The organism is Marinobacter segnicrescens (assembly GCF_900111555.1).
GTDB lineage: Bacteria > Pseudomonadota > Gammaproteobacteria > Pseudomonadales > Oleiphilaceae > Marinobacter > Marinobacter segnicrescens.
Map to the genome: position 1 here is coordinate 1 of NZ_FOHZ01000038.1, position 17,859 is coordinate 17,859.

The 17,859-nt window shown below is 57.9% G+C and carries 17 protein-coding genes and 1 pseudogene; 2 read left to right on the top strand and 16 right to left on the bottom strand.

Translation table 11 applies throughout. The annotated features are described in order from the left end of the window. The first annotated feature begins 47 nt into the window (after positions 1-47). A protein-coding gene (locus BM036_RS18295; RefSeq protein WP_091854165.1) for an IS3 family transposase occupies positions 48-1,591 on the top strand; the annotation gives its coding sequence in 2 pieces (ribosomal slippage) (positions 48-519 and positions 519-1,591; 1,545 coding nt in all). A 25-nt stretch (positions 1,592-1,616) separates the two neighbouring features. Here the strand turns inward: BM036_RS18295 and BM036_RS18300 are convergent. Continuing rightward, positions 1,617-1,856 carry a hypothetical protein gene (locus BM036_RS18300; protein WP_177186108.1) on the bottom strand — a complete coding sequence of 80 codons (240 nt, stop codon included), beginning with the start codon at positions 1,854-1,856 and terminating at the stop codon, positions 1,617-1,619. A 355-nt stretch (positions 1,857-2,211) separates the two neighbouring features. Here BM036_RS18300 and BM036_RS18305 point away from each other — a divergent pair, with 355 nt between their 5' ends. Next, positions 2,212-2,715 (top strand): hypothetical protein, encoded by a 504-nt coding sequence (locus BM036_RS18305; RefSeq protein ID WP_228152684.1) that lies wholly within the window; start codon positions 2,212-2,214, stop codon positions 2,713-2,715. Positions 2,716-2,732: 17 nt separating this feature from the next. Here BM036_RS18305 and BM036_RS18310 read toward each other — a convergent pair whose 3' ends face one another. The 15 genes and pseudogenes from BM036_RS18310 to BM036_RS18380 form a co-directional block, all read right to left on the bottom strand. Beyond that, a complete protein-coding gene (locus BM036_RS18310) occupies positions 2,733-4,094 on the bottom strand; it encodes an NADH-quinone oxidoreductase subunit N (RefSeq protein ID WP_091855023.1) in 1,362 nt (453 codons plus the stop codon). Next, complete coding sequence (locus BM036_RS18315; protein ID WP_091855025.1) at positions 4,094-5,563, bottom strand: complex I subunit 4 family protein; 1,470 nt, start codon at positions 5,561-5,563, stop codon at positions 4,094-4,096. Before BM036_RS18315 ends, BM036_RS18310 begins: the two co-directional genes overlap by 1 nt. 15 nt (positions 5,564-5,578) lie before the next feature. Next, positions 5,579-7,477 (bottom strand): NADH-quinone oxidoreductase subunit 5 family protein, encoded by a 1,899-nt coding sequence (locus BM036_RS18320; protein ID WP_091855028.1) that lies wholly within the window; start codon positions 7,475-7,477, stop codon positions 5,579-5,581. Then, positions 7,474-7,785 (bottom strand): NADH-quinone oxidoreductase subunit NuoK, encoded by a 312-nt coding sequence (gene nuoK, locus BM036_RS18325; RefSeq protein WP_091855030.1) that lies wholly within the window; start codon positions 7,783-7,785, stop codon positions 7,474-7,476. Before nuoK ends, BM036_RS18320 begins: the two co-directional genes overlap by 4 nt. Further along, on the bottom strand, positions 7,782-8,318 hold the full coding sequence (locus tag BM036_RS18330; RefSeq protein ID WP_091855032.1) for an NADH-quinone oxidoreductase subunit J family protein: 537 nt from the start codon (positions 8,316-8,318) through the stop codon (positions 7,782-7,784). The genes nuoK and BM036_RS18330 overlap by 4 nt, the downstream gene beginning before the upstream one ends. Beyond that, positions 8,318-9,214 (bottom strand): complex I subunit 1/NuoH family protein, encoded by an 897-nt coding sequence (locus BM036_RS18335; protein WP_091855035.1) that lies wholly within the window; start codon positions 9,212-9,214, stop codon positions 8,318-8,320. Before BM036_RS18335 ends, BM036_RS18330 begins: the two co-directional genes overlap by 1 nt. Next, complete coding sequence (locus BM036_RS18340) at positions 9,211-10,155, bottom strand: Ni Fe-hydrogenase III large subunit (protein WP_091855069.1); 945 nt, start codon at positions 10,153-10,155, stop codon at positions 9,211-9,213. Before BM036_RS18340 ends, BM036_RS18335 begins: the two co-directional genes overlap by 4 nt. A 456-nt stretch (positions 10,156-10,611) precedes the next feature. Continuing rightward, positions 10,612-11,115: pseudogene (locus BM036_RS20580) on the bottom strand (hypothetical protein); the annotation flags it as partial. Further along, complete coding sequence (locus BM036_RS18350; protein ID WP_230714665.1) at positions 11,112-11,477, bottom strand: NADH-quinone oxidoreductase subunit A; 366 nt, start codon at positions 11,475-11,477, stop codon at positions 11,112-11,114. The gene BM036_RS18350 and the pseudogene BM036_RS20580, both read right to left, overlap by 4 nt. Before the next feature lie 122 nt (positions 11,478-11,599). After that, a complete protein-coding gene (locus BM036_RS18355; RefSeq protein ID WP_091855039.1) occupies positions 11,600-14,107 on the bottom strand; it encodes a heavy metal translocating P-type ATPase in 2,508 nt (835 codons plus the stop codon). After that, a complete protein-coding gene (locus BM036_RS18360) occupies positions 14,107-14,334 on the bottom strand; it encodes a hypothetical protein (protein ID WP_091855073.1) in 228 nt (75 codons plus the stop codon). The genes BM036_RS18355 and BM036_RS18360 overlap by 1 nt, the downstream gene beginning before the upstream one ends. A gap of 30 nt (positions 14,335-14,364) precedes the next feature. Further along, positions 14,365-15,717: an APC family permease gene (locus tag BM036_RS18365; RefSeq protein WP_091855041.1), complete on the bottom strand. Its 1,353-nt coding sequence runs from the start codon at positions 15,715-15,717 to the stop codon at positions 14,365-14,367. Positions 15,718-15,728: 11 nt separating this feature from the next. Continuing rightward, positions 15,729-16,085, bottom strand: a complete 357-nt coding sequence (locus tag BM036_RS18370) for a hypothetical protein (RefSeq protein ID WP_091855054.1) — start codon at positions 16,083-16,085, stop codon at positions 15,729-15,731. 140 nt (positions 16,086-16,225) lie between these two features. Next, on the bottom strand, positions 16,226-16,975 hold the full coding sequence (locus BM036_RS18375; RefSeq protein WP_091855056.1) for a copper resistance protein B: 750 nt from the start codon (positions 16,973-16,975) through the stop codon (positions 16,226-16,228). Next, the coding region (locus BM036_RS18380) for a multicopper oxidase domain-containing protein (RefSeq protein ID WP_177186109.1) at positions 16,972-17,859 on the bottom strand (888 nt) is incomplete at its 5' end. The genes BM036_RS18380 and BM036_RS18375, both read right to left, overlap by 4 nt.

Sequence of the window (17,859 nt, forward strand, 5' to 3'; positions counted from 1 at the left end):
CCCTATGTGTCAGCGTAGTTGTCGCCTGATGATTTCAGAGGACAACCATGCCCCATTACTCACCGGAACGTAAGGAAGCCATCCTCCAGAAGATGGCCCCACCTCACAGCCTGACGGTGGCCGAGTTAGCTGGCCAGGAAGGCATCAGCACCGCGACCTTGTACAATTGGCGCAAAGCCGCCAGAGAACGAGGTGCCGTTTTGCCGTCGAACTCAGCCACGCCTGAAAAGTGGAGTAGCGAAGAGAAGTTCCGCATTGTTCTGGAGACCGCCCCGATGACCGAGGCGGAACTCGGTGAATATTGTCGCAAGCACGGTCTGTATCCGGAACAAATCGAAGCCTGGAAGACCGCCTGCATGGGTGCCAACGCCCAGTCTGATGAACAGGCCAGGCGTAACCGGAAAGCGGCGACGACTGAGAAAAAGCGCGTCAAAAAGCTCGAATCTGAATTACGTCGCAAGGAAAAGGCCCTGGCAGAAACGGCAGCGCTACTGACGCTGTCAAAAAAAGCCGAGGCGATCTGGGGCCCCAAAGACGAGGACGAATGACCAGCCTCCCGGATCGCCAGCAGGCGGTTGCTCTGATCCACGAAGCTCAGAGCAGCGGCGCCCGGCTGGCCAAGGCCTGTGCCTTGCTGAACCTGAGTGTGCGCACCTTCCAGCGCTGGACGACTGATAAGGCTGTCAAAGCGGATCAGAGACCGGTGGTGCCCAGGCCGGCACCGACTAACAAACTGACGGATCAGGAGCGTCAGGCTGTGGTGTCACTCAGCAATCAAAAGAGATACCAGAGCTGTCCGCCGGCATTCATCGTTGCGGACCAAATGGATCAGGGGCATTACCTGGCCTCGGAGTCGACCTTTTACCGTGTGCTGCGGGAGCATGGCCAGGTTAACCCCAGAGGCCGTCAGAAAGCGCCACAGCCCAAGAGACAGGCGACGACACACCAAGCCACAGAACCCAACCAACTGTGGTCGTGGGATATCTCCTGGTTGCCGGGCCCAGCACGAGGCACCTGGTTCTATCTGTACCTGATGCTGGACGTCTACAGCCGCAAGATCGTTGGTCACGAGGTCTACCAGAGCGAAACGGGAGAGCTGGCCAGTGAGTTCATCGAAAAGGCTTACTGGCGTGAGCACCTGGCAGCCAGGGAGAAGCCTCTTGTGCTGCACTCGGACAATGGCAGCCCCATGAAGGCCTCGACCTTCCTGGAAAAGCTGTACGACCTGGGCATTACGCCCTCGAACAGCCGGCCCAGAGTAAGCAACGATAACGCCTACTCAGAGTCGCTGTTCAAAACCCTGAAGTTCCGACCAGGGTTCCCGGTCAACGGCTTCAGCACCATCGAGGACGCCCGTGACTGGGTGCTGGCCTTCGTGCGCTGGTACAACACCGAGCACCGTCACAGCGCCTTGAATTACGTAACACCTCAGCAGCGTCACGATGGCGAGGCTGACCAGATCCTGGCTCAGCGCAAACAGGTGATCGAGGCTGCGAAGACCGCGAACCCGCGGCGCTGGTCCGGTGATATCCGAAACTTCAGCTTGCCGGAATCAGTGACCCTGAATCCGGAGAAGGCGGTGAACTGTTAAAGAGCTGAATGCTTAAACGCGACAACTACGTTGACAGACTCCGATCTAGGCTTTCTGAGGTCGCCTGCAGGCGGTAATAACCGTTCACCGTGAAGGGGGAATCGCCTTTCTTGAGCTCTTCCACTTCAGCCGTCAGTTGATTTATTTCAACCTTCAGGTCTTCTACGGTTGGTGACGCACGCCCGACCGGCTCCGCGGCCAACGCCGGTGTTGCTACTAAAGCTATCGCCAGCGGAGCGCTTATTGATTTGAAGATTTTGCTCACCTGAAACTCCTTATTTTATTTTTCGTATCGACAACGGTTTGTTGCCTCAGAATGGATGTGCCAGTTAAACGCAGTTCATCTTGACGCACAAACCTGAAACGAACATGAAATTTCAGCTAAAATTCATTTCTCCCACTTTTTATGTAGACGCCCTGCCAATAAGATCTGACGACATATCACATAGGCGATTTAGGCCCTTAGTGCTGGGTGCGATGGCTTTAACCGGCCAGATAATTCAATTAGCTTTGTGGAGGCTAGCAACATTCCCAGGGTTGGGAAGACTTGGCTAGTATTCAATTGGAAATGGCGATTTCAACTTCGGCTGCCTGAAATTAATAGATTAGTTGGATAGATTATGCATTGTTCAAGTCGACTATCCCGTAGAGGCTGGTTCCTGTTTTTTTTAATTTGGTCTGTCAGCTTTTTGCTGCATTTTTTTTGGGAAATGATCCAGGTGCCTTTCTTTACAGGGATGATGGAGGCATCCCATGGTGCGGTAGTCTGGCTGTGCACGCGGGCGGCAATCGGTGATGCCAATATTGCACTATTTGCCTATGGCATTGCCGCCGCGGCAACTAAAGATGGCTTTTGGATACAGGGACGGTGGCGCCGCCATGTTTTAGGAGTGTATTTTGCTACCGGTCTGCTTATAACGATAGTCTTTGAAGCATGGGCCACAGGCGCAGGCCAGCGCTGGAGCTACAATGATTCTATGCCCCTGTTACCCTTTATTGGCACAGGTATTGCGCCTCTAGTGCAGTGGATTATCGTTCCAACAGTCTCGCTCTTTGGTCTGCGTTGGCTCTATAGAGGCTGGCTTGATCTCAGACGTCAGGGCGGTGATTACTCTCGGCAATAAATAATGGGCTTCGGCCATCATGCAAACGGCCCTACAAACACTTGCGCAAATACACCCAAAAGGAGTGTGACAGTCAGCGCTATTATCAGTACGGCTTTCAACCAGATATCAGTTCTAGCCACCACGACATTCCCTTGCCTGTACATCGGCACAACGAGGCGCAGATAAACTGCCAGCGAGAGTACGCTATTGATGATCGCCACCACTGCCACCCAGGTGTACTGCACGTCGATGGCTGCGGCAAACAAAAGGAACTTGCCGACAAAACCCGCCAATGGGGGAATCCCAACCAGCGATAGCAGAAAGATAACCATTGCGAGGCCAATAAGCGGCTGGGCGCGACCCAATCCGTCAAAATCGTTCAGAGTCCGTCCAGTACTGGCGGCAACGGCGAAAGCGCCCAGGTTCATGGCCGCATAGGCTGCGGCAAACAGGATGATGGATGGCAGCGCAAGCTCACTGGCGCCGACTGCGAGGATGCCCAGAAGAAAATAGCCGGATTGGGCAATCGACGAATAGGCAAGCAGCCGAATCACGTTAGTCTGAGCAAGCGCGGCCAGGTAGCCATAGGTCATGGTCAGAACAGCCAGACCGGCGATGATGGCGGTCCAACCACTTTCCGGGGGTAGATCGCGAACCACCTGAGCGAGTGCGAACAGAGCACCGATCTTGGGCACCACTGACAGGTAGGCCGCTATTGACAGTGGCCCACCCTCATAGGCATCTGGCGCCCAGAAATGGAATGGAACCAGCGAGGCTTTGTAACCCAGACCGACAACCACCGCCACGAACCCAAGAAGAACCGCCATTGGCATGGTATCCATACCAGGAAGATCCGCGAGTAACGTGGATCCCGCAGCGCCGAACCAGTAACTCAGGCCGAAAATCATGATCGCACCTGTGACCGAGGCGAACACGAAAAACTTCATGGCGGCCTCTGTGGCAGGGTCGGTATCCGGGTAGGCAACCAAGGCAAAGGTGGCCAGGCCAGTTAATAATGTACCCAATACAAGGAACATCGTATCACCCGCGCCTGCCAGAACGAGCGCGCCGATGGTGGCAAAGCAAAGCAGGCTGTAAACCGTGCCCTCTCGCACGGTGCCTCTCACATCCACTCTCGCCAAAAATATGGCGAGGATGGTGGCCGGCAGCAGAATGAGTTTGGCCCACACACTGAGGTCGTCAACCCGGAAACTGCCACCAAACACCGTTGTGTCCTCACCAATCAGACTGACGGTCAGACCCGTGGCAACGATCAGACCGCTAACGGCGACCAGCAGCGCAATTTGCGGCCTACGCAGCATTTCCGCGATCAGCGCACCGACAGCCGTCAACAGTACGGCAATTTCAGGAATCAACAGTGCAAGATCACGAGCCATCACAGTGCCAGCGCCGATGTAGTGCGGTGGATGATACCCAGCACCCAGGAGGGTGCCACGCCAGTGCCGACAGTGAGCACCAGCAATGGCCCCACAGCAAGCCACTCACGAGCGCTCAAATCAGGCATGGACTGCCAGCGCTGCCGGGGCTCGCCCAGAAAGGTTTCCCGCAGTGCTTTGAGAAACGTACCGGCAATAATGGCAATACCCAAAATCACAACCACCGCGGCAGGCGAAGCGCTTAAAGTGGCAAGAAATATCTGAAACTCGGCCGGAAAGTGCGCCAGCCCGGGCAAGCCCAGCGATGCAAAGGCCGCCAACACAAAGGTCCAGCCGAGCATTGGGACCGTCTTGAGCAACCCACCCAATTCGCCCATTTCACGGGTGTGGGCACGGTCCTGGATCATGCCCACCAGCAAGAACAAGGCACCGGTAACCAGTCCATGGCTGAACATCTGCAATACCGCCCCGTCCAAAGCAACAGTTCGCACTGAGGGATCCAGAGTCAGTGCCGCCACGGCCACACCGACGATGACATACCCCATGTGGTTAACCGAGGTATAGGCGACCAGGCGTTTCAGATCACTCTGGGCCAGAGCGGCAAAAGCCCCATAGAGCGCGCTGACAACACCGAGAATCAGAACAACAACGCCCGCTTCACGGAACGCATCGGGGGTCATTTGCAGAGCAAATCGAACCAGCCCGTAAGTGCCGAATTTCAGCATGACGCCGGCGAGGATGACGCTGCCGACGGTCGGCGCCTGCACGTGTGCGGCGGGCAACCAGGTATGCAGGGGCACCGCGGGGATCTTTACCGCAAAGGTGATCAGCATAGCGATCAATGCCCACATGGCCGCCGCGCCCTCCAGGGGGGGATTCTCAATCCAGGCTCGCATGTCGAAGGTCGGTTCGGGGCTGCCCAGATAAAGCCCGAGGATAGCAAGCAGAAGCGGCAGACTTCCCAGCAAGGTGTATATAAAAAACATCAACGCTGCCCGTTGCCTGTCTTCGTGGCCCCACCCGGCGATCATGAAATACATGGAGACAAGGGAAACCTCGAAGAAGACGTAGAACAGGATACCGTCGAGGGCTGTAAAGGTACCGATAGACGCAGTTTCCAGAAGAAGTACCAGAGCAATATAGGCGCGCGGACGTTCACGAAGCGACGACGTATAGATCACAGCAACCAGGAAAAGAACAGCGCTCAACAGCACCAAAGGCAGACTGATCCCATCAACTCCAACCCGGTAGGCGGCACCGATGGCTGGTATCCATTGCAGCTCTTCGACCTGGGAAAAGCCTGCACCGCTCGCACCCTGAAACCACATGGACAGAGCACCGATCAGTGTAAGGGCGGCGGTAATAATCGCTATGACGTGTACCGTACGCGTTGCGGGCTTCGGAAGACACAGAATCAGCACCGCGCCGACCAGCGGCAAAAACAGGGTGAGCGAGACAAGTGGTAACATGAATATGGGTTTCCTCTAAAAGCTCGTCGATGAAGCAAAAAGCAGAACAGCCAATGTGACGGCGATTGCGACCGCACTGATCGCCAGGCTATGATGGATAAAGCCGCTTTGGAGGTTTCGGGCTAGCGCACCCAGTGCACGCACAGCCGCCACCAGGGCGAAAATCAGGCCGTCGATACGGAGTTCATCTCCAAACCGCACATAGGTCGCGACCCTCAGGCTCACCCTGCCCACGCAAAGTACAATCTTGAACAAGCCCCGCTCCGCTCGCTCGCTCGCAGAGGCAAGGAAGAGACCGGCGCGCCCAAGAGAAAGCACAGCTTCATACAGACGCCCTTCCAAACGCTCACATCCTCGGGCCACAGCCATTGCGGGCCTACCGACCCAGACCGTAAGCCCACCGCCAACGGAAAGTCCGCGTCGCGCCCACGGATAAACCGGCCCTAGCAGGCGGGGAGCCGGCACGAGCCAGCCCAGGCCGAGGCCGCACGCGGCAGCAAGAAGCCCAAGGAGCACGGCCAATGTGCCTGCGGTGACGGCGGGCAGATCAAGAACGGCCTCGATGGGGCCGAAGGCCAGGCCGAGAATCGTGGCAGGGACCGCCAACCCCCAAACGCCCAAAGTCATCCAGGCACTACCGGCAACCGGGCGGGTTTCTCCGGAGCCTCGCCATAGCAGGCACAAGGCCCGGGCCATATAGCCGCCGGTCAGCAGGGCACCGGCCAGCGCCAGGGGGCCGAGCCAGGCGGTGCCCTGCGCAGACAGGGCGGCGGCGATTACCGCGTCCTTGGAAAAGAACCCACTCAGTGGCGGGATACCGGCCAGTGCCAGCGCTGCCAGCACAAAGCCGGCAAAAGTCCAGGGTCTGTCACGACCAACACCCTCCAACTGATCGAACCCGGTACCCCCGCGGGCATGCTGGAAGTCTCCGGCGGCAAGAAACAGGGTGCTCTTGATGGCGGCGTGGGCGAGCAAATGCAGGAGGGCCGCCAGCGGAACGCCGGCTCCAACCGCAACCAGCATCAAGCCATATTGACTGGCAGTGGAAGCGGCAAGCAGGCGTTTGAGATCACGCTCGGCAAGTGCAATAACTCCGGCCGCCACCGTGGTAACGCCGCCGACAAGTCCGACGACGAGCAACACCTCCGGTGTCAGCAGCGGGGCCGAACGGATCAGCAGGATGGCACCCGCCGCCACCAGGGTGGCCGAGTGCAGCAGCGCCGAAACCGGTGTCGGCCCCGCCATCGCGCGCATAAGCCAGTCCTGCAAGGGGACTTGGGCCGACTTACCCATGGCGGCCAGCAGCAACAAAAGCCCCGCGGCAGTCGAGGCACTGCCGCCGGCCTCCAGGGAGGCGGCAATCTCGCTGGTACCGGCCGACCCAATCAGCATAAATACCGCCACGTACAAACCCAGATCGGCGCTACGAGTGTAGAGGAAGGCGCGACCGGCGGCATCCGCGGCCTCGGGCCGCTGGAACCAAAAGCCAATCAGCAGGTAACTGCACAAACCGATCAACTCCCAGACCGCCAGCAACAGAACCCAGTCGCCGGCCAGCACCAGCGACTGCATAGCGGCCAGGAACAGGGACATTACTGCGTAGAAGCGGCACAGGCCGGACTCCCGCTTCATATATCCGACTGCATAAATCAGCACGAACGTGCCCACGGTGGCCACCGCCACCGCCAGCAGTGCTGTCATAGGTCCGGCGACCAATCGAAGTGGCATTTCCGGCAGACCGGGCAGAAGCAGGGTTTCGGTCTGCCCGCCGGCGACCCGGGCCAGTAGCCAGAGGCTGCCGCCCAGACTTAACGTCGCCCCGCCGAGGGCCATCGTCGCGAGGCCCCGGCGCAGAACCAGCAACGCCAGGGCGGCGATCAGTGGTGGCAATATCGGTAGAAGCACTGCACTCATCCTTTCAGGTCCCCGGCTTCTTCCATTTCAACCGAGCCCTTGGCCCGGAAACGCGCAATCGCGACACCGAAGCCAACCGCCATTTCGACCGCCATGACGGTCATCACCACCAGCACGAACATCTGGCCGGAGTAGCTTTCGGGGTGCAGAAAACGCCAGAAGGCGACCAAGTTCACCAACGCGCCTGCAAGAATCAGCTCCACCCCCATCATGATCATAACCAGATTGGTCTGGGACAACGCGCCATAAACACCAATACCGCACAGGATTGCACCGGTTACAAGCGCCACGATCAGGACGAGAGTCATTCCGTATCCTCCTTGTCAGCACTATTGGCCGTCGTTTGCACCGGTATCGCCACCGCCGTGGCCGCAATCATCGCGGTCAAAATAGTGATACCGGCGGTTTCGAAGATCAGCATGGAGCGACCCAGCAATTCCATGCCCAGCGCCCGTGTCTGCATCGCCGCATCCGGCGCCTCGGCCGTTACAGGTCCCCAATCGGCCCAAAACGCGACCACTATCGCAACACCGGCAGCGACCACGCCAGCGCCAATTGAAAAGCGCTTCTGGTGGGTCATATCCATGCCCCCCATCCCGCCCGGGTCCATCATGAACATCACCATGAAAATGGCCATGATGCTCATCTCCGTCGCCATCATCATGATCTGCAGCACTCCCAGGAATTCGGTCTGCATCGCCAGGAACATGCAGCCGACGGCCGTCTGTGAAAACAGCAGAGCCAGCGCGGAACGAACCATGGACGAGGTGCGAAACACCACCACGCCGAAGCCGATGGCAGCCAGCCCGAAAACAGCAACGAAAAAAGCCTGAGCGTACATTAGGGAACCACCAGAACCAGTAAACCGACAACAATGATATTGAGCAGGGCCAGGGGTATCCCCAGGATCCAGCACCACCTCATCAGATCCGCCTCGCGAATGCGCGGCAGATACCGACCCGCCAGGAGCATCGACACGGCCACGGCCAGGGTCTTGATCAGGCTCCAGGCCCAGGGCGGCAGCAGCGGCCCGTGCCAACCGCCGAGGTAGAACACCGTGGTCGCGGAAGCCAGCGTGATCACCAGCGTCAGCCTGGCCAGGCGCAACACCGCCAGGCGCACGCCGGTGTATTCCGCGTCCACACCCCCGCCCAGTTCCCCGGGTGCGGTTGGCAGATCAAAAGGCGCACGAAACGCCAGCGCCATGGCGGCAATGAAAAACAGCACGAAACCAAGCGGCTGATAGACAATGTTCCACAAGCCGTCTTGGGAGACAACGATCACCGTGGTCACCAGGGATTCGGCGCGCATCGCCACCGCAGTGATGGGCATGACAATAAGCATGGCGTAGGCGATGAGCTGGCCAAGGAATCGCCAGCCGCCGATCATGGCGTAGGCGCCATTCGGGCCCCAGCCGGCCATGATCAGCGCCACCAGCACATAGGCAAGCGCCGCGTTGATGAACAGCGCACCGGTAGCCAGATCCGCGATCACCAAGGTCGGCGCCAGCGGCAGAACCGCCGCGCCAAGCACCGCGACGATCAGCAGTAGCACCGGCGCCGTCTCGAAAAAGACCCGGTCCGGCGTACGCGGCACAATGGATTCACGACCGAGGTATGCCAAGCCGCTGAGCAGAGTCGCGGTCAGACGCAGGCGGCCGGTTGTCGTCCAGCCTTCGATCACGGCGAGCAGCCAGACACTACCAAGCAACGCAACCAACACGACGGCAAAGTTCACACGAGCACCTCCCAGGGCGATAGGTCAAGTGATCCGACCGCCACCAGTGCGTCACCCAGCTCCCGGCCCTCCACAAGCGTTGCCACCAGACCGATATGGTGATTGCAGGCGGTGTCCAACCTGTAGGATTTCACCTGGCCGTGTTCCAGAATCAGGCTCAGTTGAGCCTCGCCGCGCGGGGTTTCCACGGTGGCCTCACCGGTGCCTGATCCACGCCCGATGTTTCGCAAAACAGGTAGCCCCGGCTCCCCGGTTGCCTTGATGTAGTCGAGGCTCGTGATGATTTCGTCCAGGCGCTGCCACAGGCGCGCCCAGGCATCTCCGGCGTCGTCAGCAGCGCGCGCCACGGGGCCACTCAGGCCCGCAGTGCCCGATGGCAGTACGCCGATCCCCTTCAATCGCGATTTGAGCAAAGGCGTTCGCCCAAGACGAGCCGCCAATGCCTGCAGAGCGGGCGTCAGTTCCACAAGCCGTTTTCCACTGGCGCGGCGGATCTCCAGTTGCAGGGTTGCGGCACGATCCGTCAACCAGGCGAAGCCGAGCTGGCGCCCCGTTTGCGCCAGCCAACCCAGGTGACTGGCGATGCGCTCACATTCAAGCGCCACAGCCCGGGCCTGATCGGTTGCCGAATCGTTCTCCAGACCAGCCGCCCGCTCGATTGCCAGGCAGGCCAGCAGTCGGTAGCTCACGCTGGCCAGTGGCATGGCCGACGCCAGGCGCTCGATAAAGGTCTCGGCGTCGATCTCCTTGCCTTCGTCACTCTCATTGATCATGCCCACCAAGGATGTGGCCTGTCCTTCTGTTACGCCGTCACCGTCAAGAGTCAGCGTCAACTTGAGCCCACCAGGCAGACCGGGGAAAACCGGACCGAACGGCACCTCCATCCAGTCCATCGCCAACCCGTCGGCGCTACGAGGCAGGTCCTTGGTCACTTCAATCATGGACATGAATCCCGAGGCGCCGTGGTCATGCCCACCATGATCATGACCCCTATGACCGTGACCCCTATGACCGTGACCTACATGATCATGGCCACCATGTTCGTGGCTATCATGACCGTGCTCACTGTGATCATGCCCCGAATTTTTCTCCTCCGCGTCGCCGTCGGACTCATCGTGCTGGTGCTTGTGTCCGTGATCATGATGGTTTTCGTGCGAGTGCTGATGACCCTCGTGCTGCTCATGATCGTGCTCATGCGAATCATGATGTTCATGGCAGTGACCATGATGACGTTCTTGTTCATGGTGTTCGTGCTGCTGCGCATGATCATGATGCTGGTGTTCGTGCTCATGGTGCCGGTGCTCGCGATGATCGTGCCCATGGTCATGGTCATGCTCGGGGGCCGGCTCCCCTGCCTCCCGGGCGACCAGGTCCATGCCACACTTGGGGCAACTACCCGGCTCGTTCTGGACAACATCCGGGTGCATGGGGCAGACATACTCGATCCTGGCGTGCAGAACAGCGGCGTCGAAATCCTCGGGAGAGGAGGCAAAAGCGCCTTCCGCCAGCGCCCGTCTCAGCCGGTCAACCGCGTCGGTCAGTGCCTCTTGCGAGATACCTGAGGAAACATCGGCGCCCGGTAAAGATGACGGTACCGGTCCGCCCAGCACAAGGATGGCGCGCGGCCGGGGCATCTGCGCGTAGAGCACCGCCACGGCCTCGCTCATTTTTTCTGAAAGCCCTCCAATGACCAGAAGCACACCTGAATCGCGAGGTGTGGAGGTGATGCGCATACCTGTCGCAGCAACGTCCAAGCCGCACGCCAACGCTACTTCCGGCCCCGGGATGATCAGACAACTCAGGTCGTGCGCCAAGGCACGAGAGACCCACTTCTGAAGCACAGAGACTCGTTTCAGCCACTGACGTGAGCCCGTATTGCGGATTTCTGGATTAAAAGTCATTGCCGCCCAAGAGCCCCTTGGCTCCAGCCGTAGAGCAAACCAAGAAAGAGAATGGCAAGGAACACCCCCATGTCATACAAAGCAACCAGCCCTACTTCCCTGTATACAACGGCCCATGGGTACATGAACGCCATTTCCATGTCGAAGGCCAGAAAGAGCAGCGCGTAGCCATAGTACCGTGCGTGATAGCGGCCCCAGACCGGATCCCGGGACAAGGCTCCGGAACTCGCCGGTACATCCTTGCCCGGTTCACTGCGTGTAGGACCAATGGCACGGGCAAGCCCATATAGGGCCAGAACGGTAGCCGCAATGCCGAGCACCAGGGAAAGCAACAGAGCGTATTGCTCTAGAACACTCATCATTAAACCTCCAGGTCAAATAACTCAGTGTGCCCTACACGTAAATTGACCCCGACCGCGCATGCCATAACCTCAGACGGCGGATGTCAGGCGGAACAGGCTGCTTTTCTAATCCATCCACCGGCCTATCGGTGGTCCCTTTCATAGCGACGCCGCAGCAACATGGAGTTGCCAATGACGGAGAGCGAACTGACAGTCATTGCCACCACACCGATCATCGGGTGCAGCAACCCGGCAGCTGCTATCGGAATGGCGGCGGCGTTGTACCCACTTGCCCACAACAGATTTTCAACGATCTTTTTGAAGGTGGCACGGGACAGCACCATGGCATCAACGACACCAGACAGTTCCCCACGGACCAGAGTAACGTCCGCGGCTTCTATGGCCACATCCGCGCCGGCGCCTATTGCAATACCTACATTCGCCTGTTTCAGAGCCGGGGCGTCATTGATCCCATCACCCACCATGGCGACGTGGTTGCCATACTTTTCCTGAAGCTCCCGGATGGCATCAACCTTGCCCTCTGGCAGCACTCCGGCACGCACCTCGTCAATGCCGACTTCGCGGGCAACGGCCTTGGCAGCACGCTCGTTGTCACCGGTAATCATCACCACGTAAAGCCCTTGCTGGTGCATGGCCTGAATGGCCGCAACCGATTCGTCCTTGAGCGTGTCGGCAACCGCGACGATGCCAAAAGCCTGGCCTTCCCGGGCAACGATGACGGCGGTTCTGCCCTGGTTCTCAAGGTCTTGAAGATTCTGATCCAGAGCTTCCAGCCCATTAACGCCATGTTCTTCAAGCAGAAGACGATTACCAATCAGTACGGTTTTCCCATCGACCGCACCCGATACACCCCGGGCGCCAGTGGAGCGGAAATCAGCAACCCTTCCGGGCTTTATACCTCGCTCTCTGGCCCCGTCCACGATGGCACGGGCAATGGGATGCTCGGACGCATTTTCCACCGTTGCCGCTAGCTCCAGCAGTTCGGTCTCCTCGACTCCTTTGGCCGTTATCACGTCCGTAAGCTTCGGCTCGCCCCGGGTGATGGTGCCGGTTTTATCCAACACCATCACTTTGACATCCTTGAAGGTCTGTATCGCCTCACCCGAGCGAATCAGGATACCCCGCTCGGCACCAACGCCCGACCCCACCATGAGTGCAGTCGGCGTTGCCAACCCCAATGCGCAGGGGCAGGCAATCACCAGCACGGCGATCGCGGCAAGGATAGCCAACACCGGCGTGGCAGCCATCGGGTCTACCCACGGCAGGAAACCGGCCCCCCACTCGAGGACTGGCCGGAGCGAATCTGCGGCCAGCAACCAGGCAACAAGACTGCCCAGCGCGATAATCAGAACCAGCGGCACGAAGCGACCCGTCATACGGTCGGCAAATTCCTGAATAGGCACCCTGGACCCCTGGGCCTCGTCAATCAACTTCACAACCTGGGCCAGAAAGGTATCACCCCCGACACGGGTGGCCTTGACCCTCAGGCGGCCTTCCTTGTTGATGGTGGCGCCGATAACCGTGTCTCCCGAGCTTTTATAGACAGGCACCGACTCTCCAGTGGCGATGGATTCATCTACATGGCTCTCACCTTCCACGACTTCACCATCCGTAGGCACCTTGTCACCGGGCCGGATGATCATGACATCGCCGGGCGTCAATTCCTTAACGGGAATTTCGACCTCCTCCCCTCCCCGCTCGACACGAGCCGTCTTAGCACCCAGAGTAAGCAACTTGCGGATAGCTTCTGAGGCCTTACCCTTGGCCTTTGCTTCCAGATACCGCCCAAGCATATGGAAGGTCATGATGGTGGCAGCCATTTCGATGAAAGAGGTCATCGGATAGACAAAACCCACCAGTCCGATCAGGTAGGGAGGCAGGCTGCCCATGGAAATCAGCACATCCATGTTGAACGTGCCGTTCTTGAGTGAACGCCAGGACGCCTTATGGGTCGCGGCCCCGCCATAAAGGAAAACCACCGGGAAGCCTAGCGCGGCAACAATTACCAGATACCCTGGAATGGACTGCCAGAACATATGAGGCATCATCAACAACATAATCAGTGTTGTCGGAATCGCAGCGATCCGAAACCTTCGTAGGGCCAGCTTCAGGTAGGCTTCCTCAACGGCGGAGTCTTCCTCCTGGTTGGTCTCCCCCTCGAGAGCGATGGCGGCCACGTCATAGCCGGCACCCTCTATCAGCTTTTTCAACTCATGCTCTGACGGCCCTTCAGGGCCGACCACTACGCTTACTGTGTGGTTCGATATATTGGTTGACGTGCTCTGCACGCCATCGTGTCGTGCCAGCGTGCTTTTAATAATGCCCGCGCAATGGTCGGACCCCATTCCAGGCACCGTCACCCTGAGCGTGGTCGCACCAACTTCCCTGACTGACGCCACGTCATAACCAGCCCCTTCCACAGCGCGTTTGACGGCATCCCCGTCAGGCCCTGATGCTAGAGAACGGACACTCACTCTGTGTTTTGCGATATTCGTCTTTATTCCATCAATACCATCCAGGCGGGTAATTGTCTTACTGATAATACCCGCGCAGTGATCTGACCCCATTCCCGGCACAATTAACTCAAGCTCCCTTAGCCCGGAAGATGCCTGTTTTGCCGCGCTGCCCATCAGGATCTCCCTTCACTGTCTCTTTCAACTGGCCAATCCGCGAACGCGATGAAATAGAGTAGAGCGAGATTGACGATGGGTATCAGTATCAGCACGCCCATCCACCCCGGAAAACCGGTCCGCTGGCAGATACGCCAGGCGGGAATCACCACTGCAATGGCGATCACCAGCATCCACAGCCAGTGCCCAGCCCACATCGTGTTACCAAACATGTCATTGTCCATCATGGTACTGCCCTCCACGTCGAATTCTGGTTATTAGTGATGATGAGCATGAGATTCCTTGTGCCCTGATTGTCCGGCTTTTGCGGCCCTTTTCAGGAACGCCTGCTCGGCCACGGCGATAGCAATCATGGTGACAACCGCCACACCAATGACAAAGGGATCGGTATTCAGTTTGACCCAGACAAAGCCGCCGAGTACAAGCAAGTCCAGCAGGATGGCCGTCGCCGGCACCCACACATTGGCTTTCACATCTTCCCGCAGGTAGCGAAGCACGCCCCAATGGATGGCAATGTCCATAACCAGGTAGAACACGATACCCAGGGCGGCAATCCGGGAGAGGTCAAAGAAGGCGGTCAGAATCAGACCCAGGACAACGGTATACACCAGTGTGTGCTTCTGAATGCTGCCGGGCATCCCGAAATGCCGATGAGGAACCAGTTTCATCTCCGTCAGCATGGCCAACATGCGGGACACAGCAAATACACTGGCCAGAATTCCTCCCGCCGTGGCCATCATGGCAATCGCAACAGTAAACCAGACGCCGTATTCGCCGAGAGCGGGGCGTGCAGCAGCGGCGAGAGAGTAATCCTGCGTTTCGATAATTTCAGCCAGAGATAGATTGCTGGCGACCGCAAATCCCACCAGCGTGTAGATCACCACACAGGCGGCAATGGAAATCACGATGGCGCGCCCAACGTTTCGCTTCGGGTCGATGACTTCCGAACCACTGTTGGTGATGGTCGTAAAGCCTTTGAACGCAAGAATGCCCAACGCGGTCGCGCCCAAGAAGTTGCCCAGCGTTCCGGCTTCACCGGGCTCCGAAAAATCAACCGAGATTGAGTCGGCAATCCAGACCCCGACCAGACCGAAAATCAGTATGCCGCCGATTTTCAGGATCCCGATAAAGGAAGCCACCCCTTGAATCATCCGATTGCCCAGCAGGTTGATCAGAAAGGCCGCAAGAATGAGCGCCACGCCGAGAATGGGCACCATACGGCCGCTTTCGTCCCCTCCGAATAGTTGCATGGTGTAAGAGCCAAAGGTGCGGGCCAGGAAGCTCTGGGCGATCACCATGGAAAAGTACATCAACAGGGCGTTGAAAGCCGTTGGCAGCCGGTTTCCGTAAGCCTTGTGCAGGTACATGCCGATACCGCCGGCGGACGGGTAGGCATTGGAGATCTTGATGTAGGAATAGGCGCTGAAGCTGACAATCACCGCCGCCGCGAGAAAGGCCAGCGGGAAAAGGACACCGGTCATCTGGGCCATCTGCCCGGTCAGAGCAAAAATACCGGCGCCAATCATGACGCCGGTACCCAGCATAACCGTTCCTGCAAGTGTGAGACTGCCTTCCTTGTAGCGAGTAGTTCTGTCCTGCTCCCTGCTCATCTAACCTCCAGCTATTTTCGTTTCATGGGCGGGATCTTTGAACAGCAAAACGGATCAAGTTTGGCATTGGCACGTACGTTATCATCTGTAAACCGGTACCACGCCAGTTTCCGTTTAGTCCACCACCCCCCCTTCAACCGACCGCCATGTGCTTCAATCGCCTTCAGCAACTCATCGGTGGACCAATGGGTTCCATCGAAGGTGACGTCTAGCCGATTATTTGGCTTGCGTTCGGCAAAATCGACACAGGGGTGATGATTGAGTTCGTGAATAAAGTCAGACCATTCACTCTCTTCAAGACCTTCCACGGCAAGTTTCCGCCGCAGCAGGAACTGCTCCTGGTTCGATGCTTTATGTGCTTTAGTCATGACAGGCACCTCCTCGCCTATTCATTTCACACCAATAACAACATGCGGACCTGAACTGCGACTGAAAATCGACGAAGGCTGTCGAAAATTTGATGTGAATCAAAAAAAGAGCCAGGACAAACCCTGGCTCATTATTCCGATCAGAACGCGATGCGGGCACCGATGACGGCGAACCAGTCTTCTGTACCACCGCCCTCGGCTCTAGCAAAATCTGCGCTATCGCCGTACTTGCGCTCATGTACAACACCTACATAGGGCGAGAACGCACGGTCTATCAGGTCGTAGCGGAGCCGGAGGCCGGTTTCGGTGGAAACCAATCCTTTGCCGATGCCAATTTCCCTGTCTTCACTGAACGCTACCGTCGCATCCAGCGTTGCGGAAAGGATCCAATAGTTAGTGAGCAGCAGCTCGTACTCTGCGTCAAGTTCGGCTGAGGTATCTCCATCCTTGCTGACATACAAGTTTGCATCGATCTCAAACCATTGGGGTGCCAGCCCGGCTACACCGAGAACAGCATACGTACGATCCGGTCCCTCGGGGGTGTCGAAACGCACACCCGCTTTGGCGTCGAAGAACTTGGAAATGGGGATCTGGCCGACCAGCTGGTTTTCCAGCGTTTCGTAGGCCTGCTCCTCGATCTCGTACTCCCCGGTTGTGAGCAGCCGGACTTTAAAGTCGTCGGTGCCATAGAAGGCATCCGCATTCCAGACGCCCAGCTCCTCGTCATCGTCGCTATAGCGGTATTCAAACTCCTCAAATTGCACACCCCAGGTTGTGAGCGGCTGTTTACGAGCCGTGGTGTCGGAAATCATTTCCTGAGCTGTCACCGCCGTTGAGAAACCAACTGAGGCAAGAAAACTGACGGCGACAAGTGATCGAATACAACTCATGCCTCACCTCCATCTTCAGCAATCACGTCTGTTTTGGCCTGCGTTGAATCTGGCCCACCTTCAATAATTACCTTACGGAACATACCAGCGGCCGCGTGATAGGACAGATGGCAGTGGAATGCCCACTGGCCCGGTTCATCGACCTCCGTTTCCATGTACACCGTGGTACCCGGGTTCACGTTGATTGTATGTTTGATCGGGTTCCACTGGCCGGCGCCAACGTCCAGAATCGACCACATGCCGTGCAGGTGCATGGGGTGTGTCATCATGGTTTCATTCACAAACTTGAAACGGACCCGCTCACCGTATTTGAGACGAATCGGATCGGCGTCTTCATACTTGACGCCATTAATGCTCCAGGTGTAACGCTCCATATTACCGGTCAGGCGAAGCTCTATTTCCCGGGTCGGTTCCCGGTCTTCGTACAGCGGATCCTGAGCCTTCAAGTCAGCGTAAGACAGAAACTTACCTCCATTCGCCGCTTTGGGCATGAGGCCACTGCCCTTGGCATAGAAAGGATCGCTTTTATCTTCTTTTCCCATCGTCATGGAACCATGGTCCATACCGGACATACCCGAATGATCCATAGCTTCCATATTGGAATGATCCATGCCGCCCATGTTGGACTGGTCCGTCCCCTCCATAGAAGAGTGATCCATCCCGGACATATCTTCTGAGCTGTCCATATCCATGTTCCCATGATCCATGCCCGCCATGCTGCCATGGTCCATACCAGGCATACCGCCCATATCAGCCATGGTCAGTCGGGCAGCTTCACGCAGTTGCGGCACTGCCGCTTCCATGCCCTCTTCGGGGGCCAGTGTTGCCCTGGCGTATCCGGAACGTCCCATGGATTCGGCGAAGATGGTGTACGCCTGCTCATC

Coding starts and splice junctions, on each gene's coding strand:
- BM036_RS18375 (WP_091855056.1), bottom strand. CDS start 16,975: ATGAGTTGTATTCGATCACTTGTCGCCGTCAGTTTTCTTGCCTCAGTT.
- BM036_RS18350 (WP_230714665.1), bottom strand. CDS start 11,477: ATGATGAGTGTTCTAGAGCAATACGCTCTGTTGCTTTCCCTGGTGCTC.
- BM036_RS18340 (WP_091855069.1), bottom strand. CDS start 10,155: ATGATTGAAGTGACCAAGGACCTGCCTCGTAGCGCCGACGGGTTGGCG.
- BM036_RS18360 (WP_091855073.1), bottom strand. CDS start 14,334: ATGATGGACAATGACATGTTTGGTAACACGATGTGGGCTGGGCACTGG.
- BM036_RS18320 (WP_091855028.1), bottom strand. CDS start 7,477: ATGAGTGCAGTGCTTCTACCGATATTGCCACCACTGATCGCCGCCCTG.
- BM036_RS18310 (WP_091855023.1), bottom strand. CDS start 4,094: ATGGCTCGTGATCTTGCACTGTTGATTCCTGAAATTGCCGTACTGTTG.
- BM036_RS18305 (WP_228152684.1), top strand. CDS start 2,212: ATGCATTGTTCAAGTCGACTATCCCGTAGAGGCTGGTTCCTGTTTTTT.
- BM036_RS18355 (WP_091855039.1), bottom strand. CDS start 14,107: ATGGGCAGCGCGGCAAAACAGGCATCTTCCGGGCTAAGGGAGCTTGAG.
- BM036_RS18330 (WP_091855032.1), bottom strand. CDS start 8,318: ATGTACGCTCAGGCTTTTTTCGTTGCTGTTTTCGGGCTGGCTGCCATC.
- nuoK (WP_091855030.1), bottom strand. CDS start 7,785: ATGACTCTCGTCCTGATCGTGGCGCTTGTAACCGGTGCAATCCTGTGC.
- BM036_RS18315 (WP_091855025.1), bottom strand. CDS start 5,563: ATGTTACCACTTGTCTCGCTCACCCTGTTTTTGCCGCTGGTCGGCGCG.
- BM036_RS18365 (WP_091855041.1), bottom strand. CDS start 15,717: ATGAGCAGGGAGCAGGACAGAACTACTCGCTACAAGGAAGGCAGTCTC.
- BM036_RS18370 (WP_091855054.1), bottom strand. CDS start 16,085: ATGACTAAAGCACATAAAGCATCGAACCAGGAGCAGTTCCTGCTGCGG.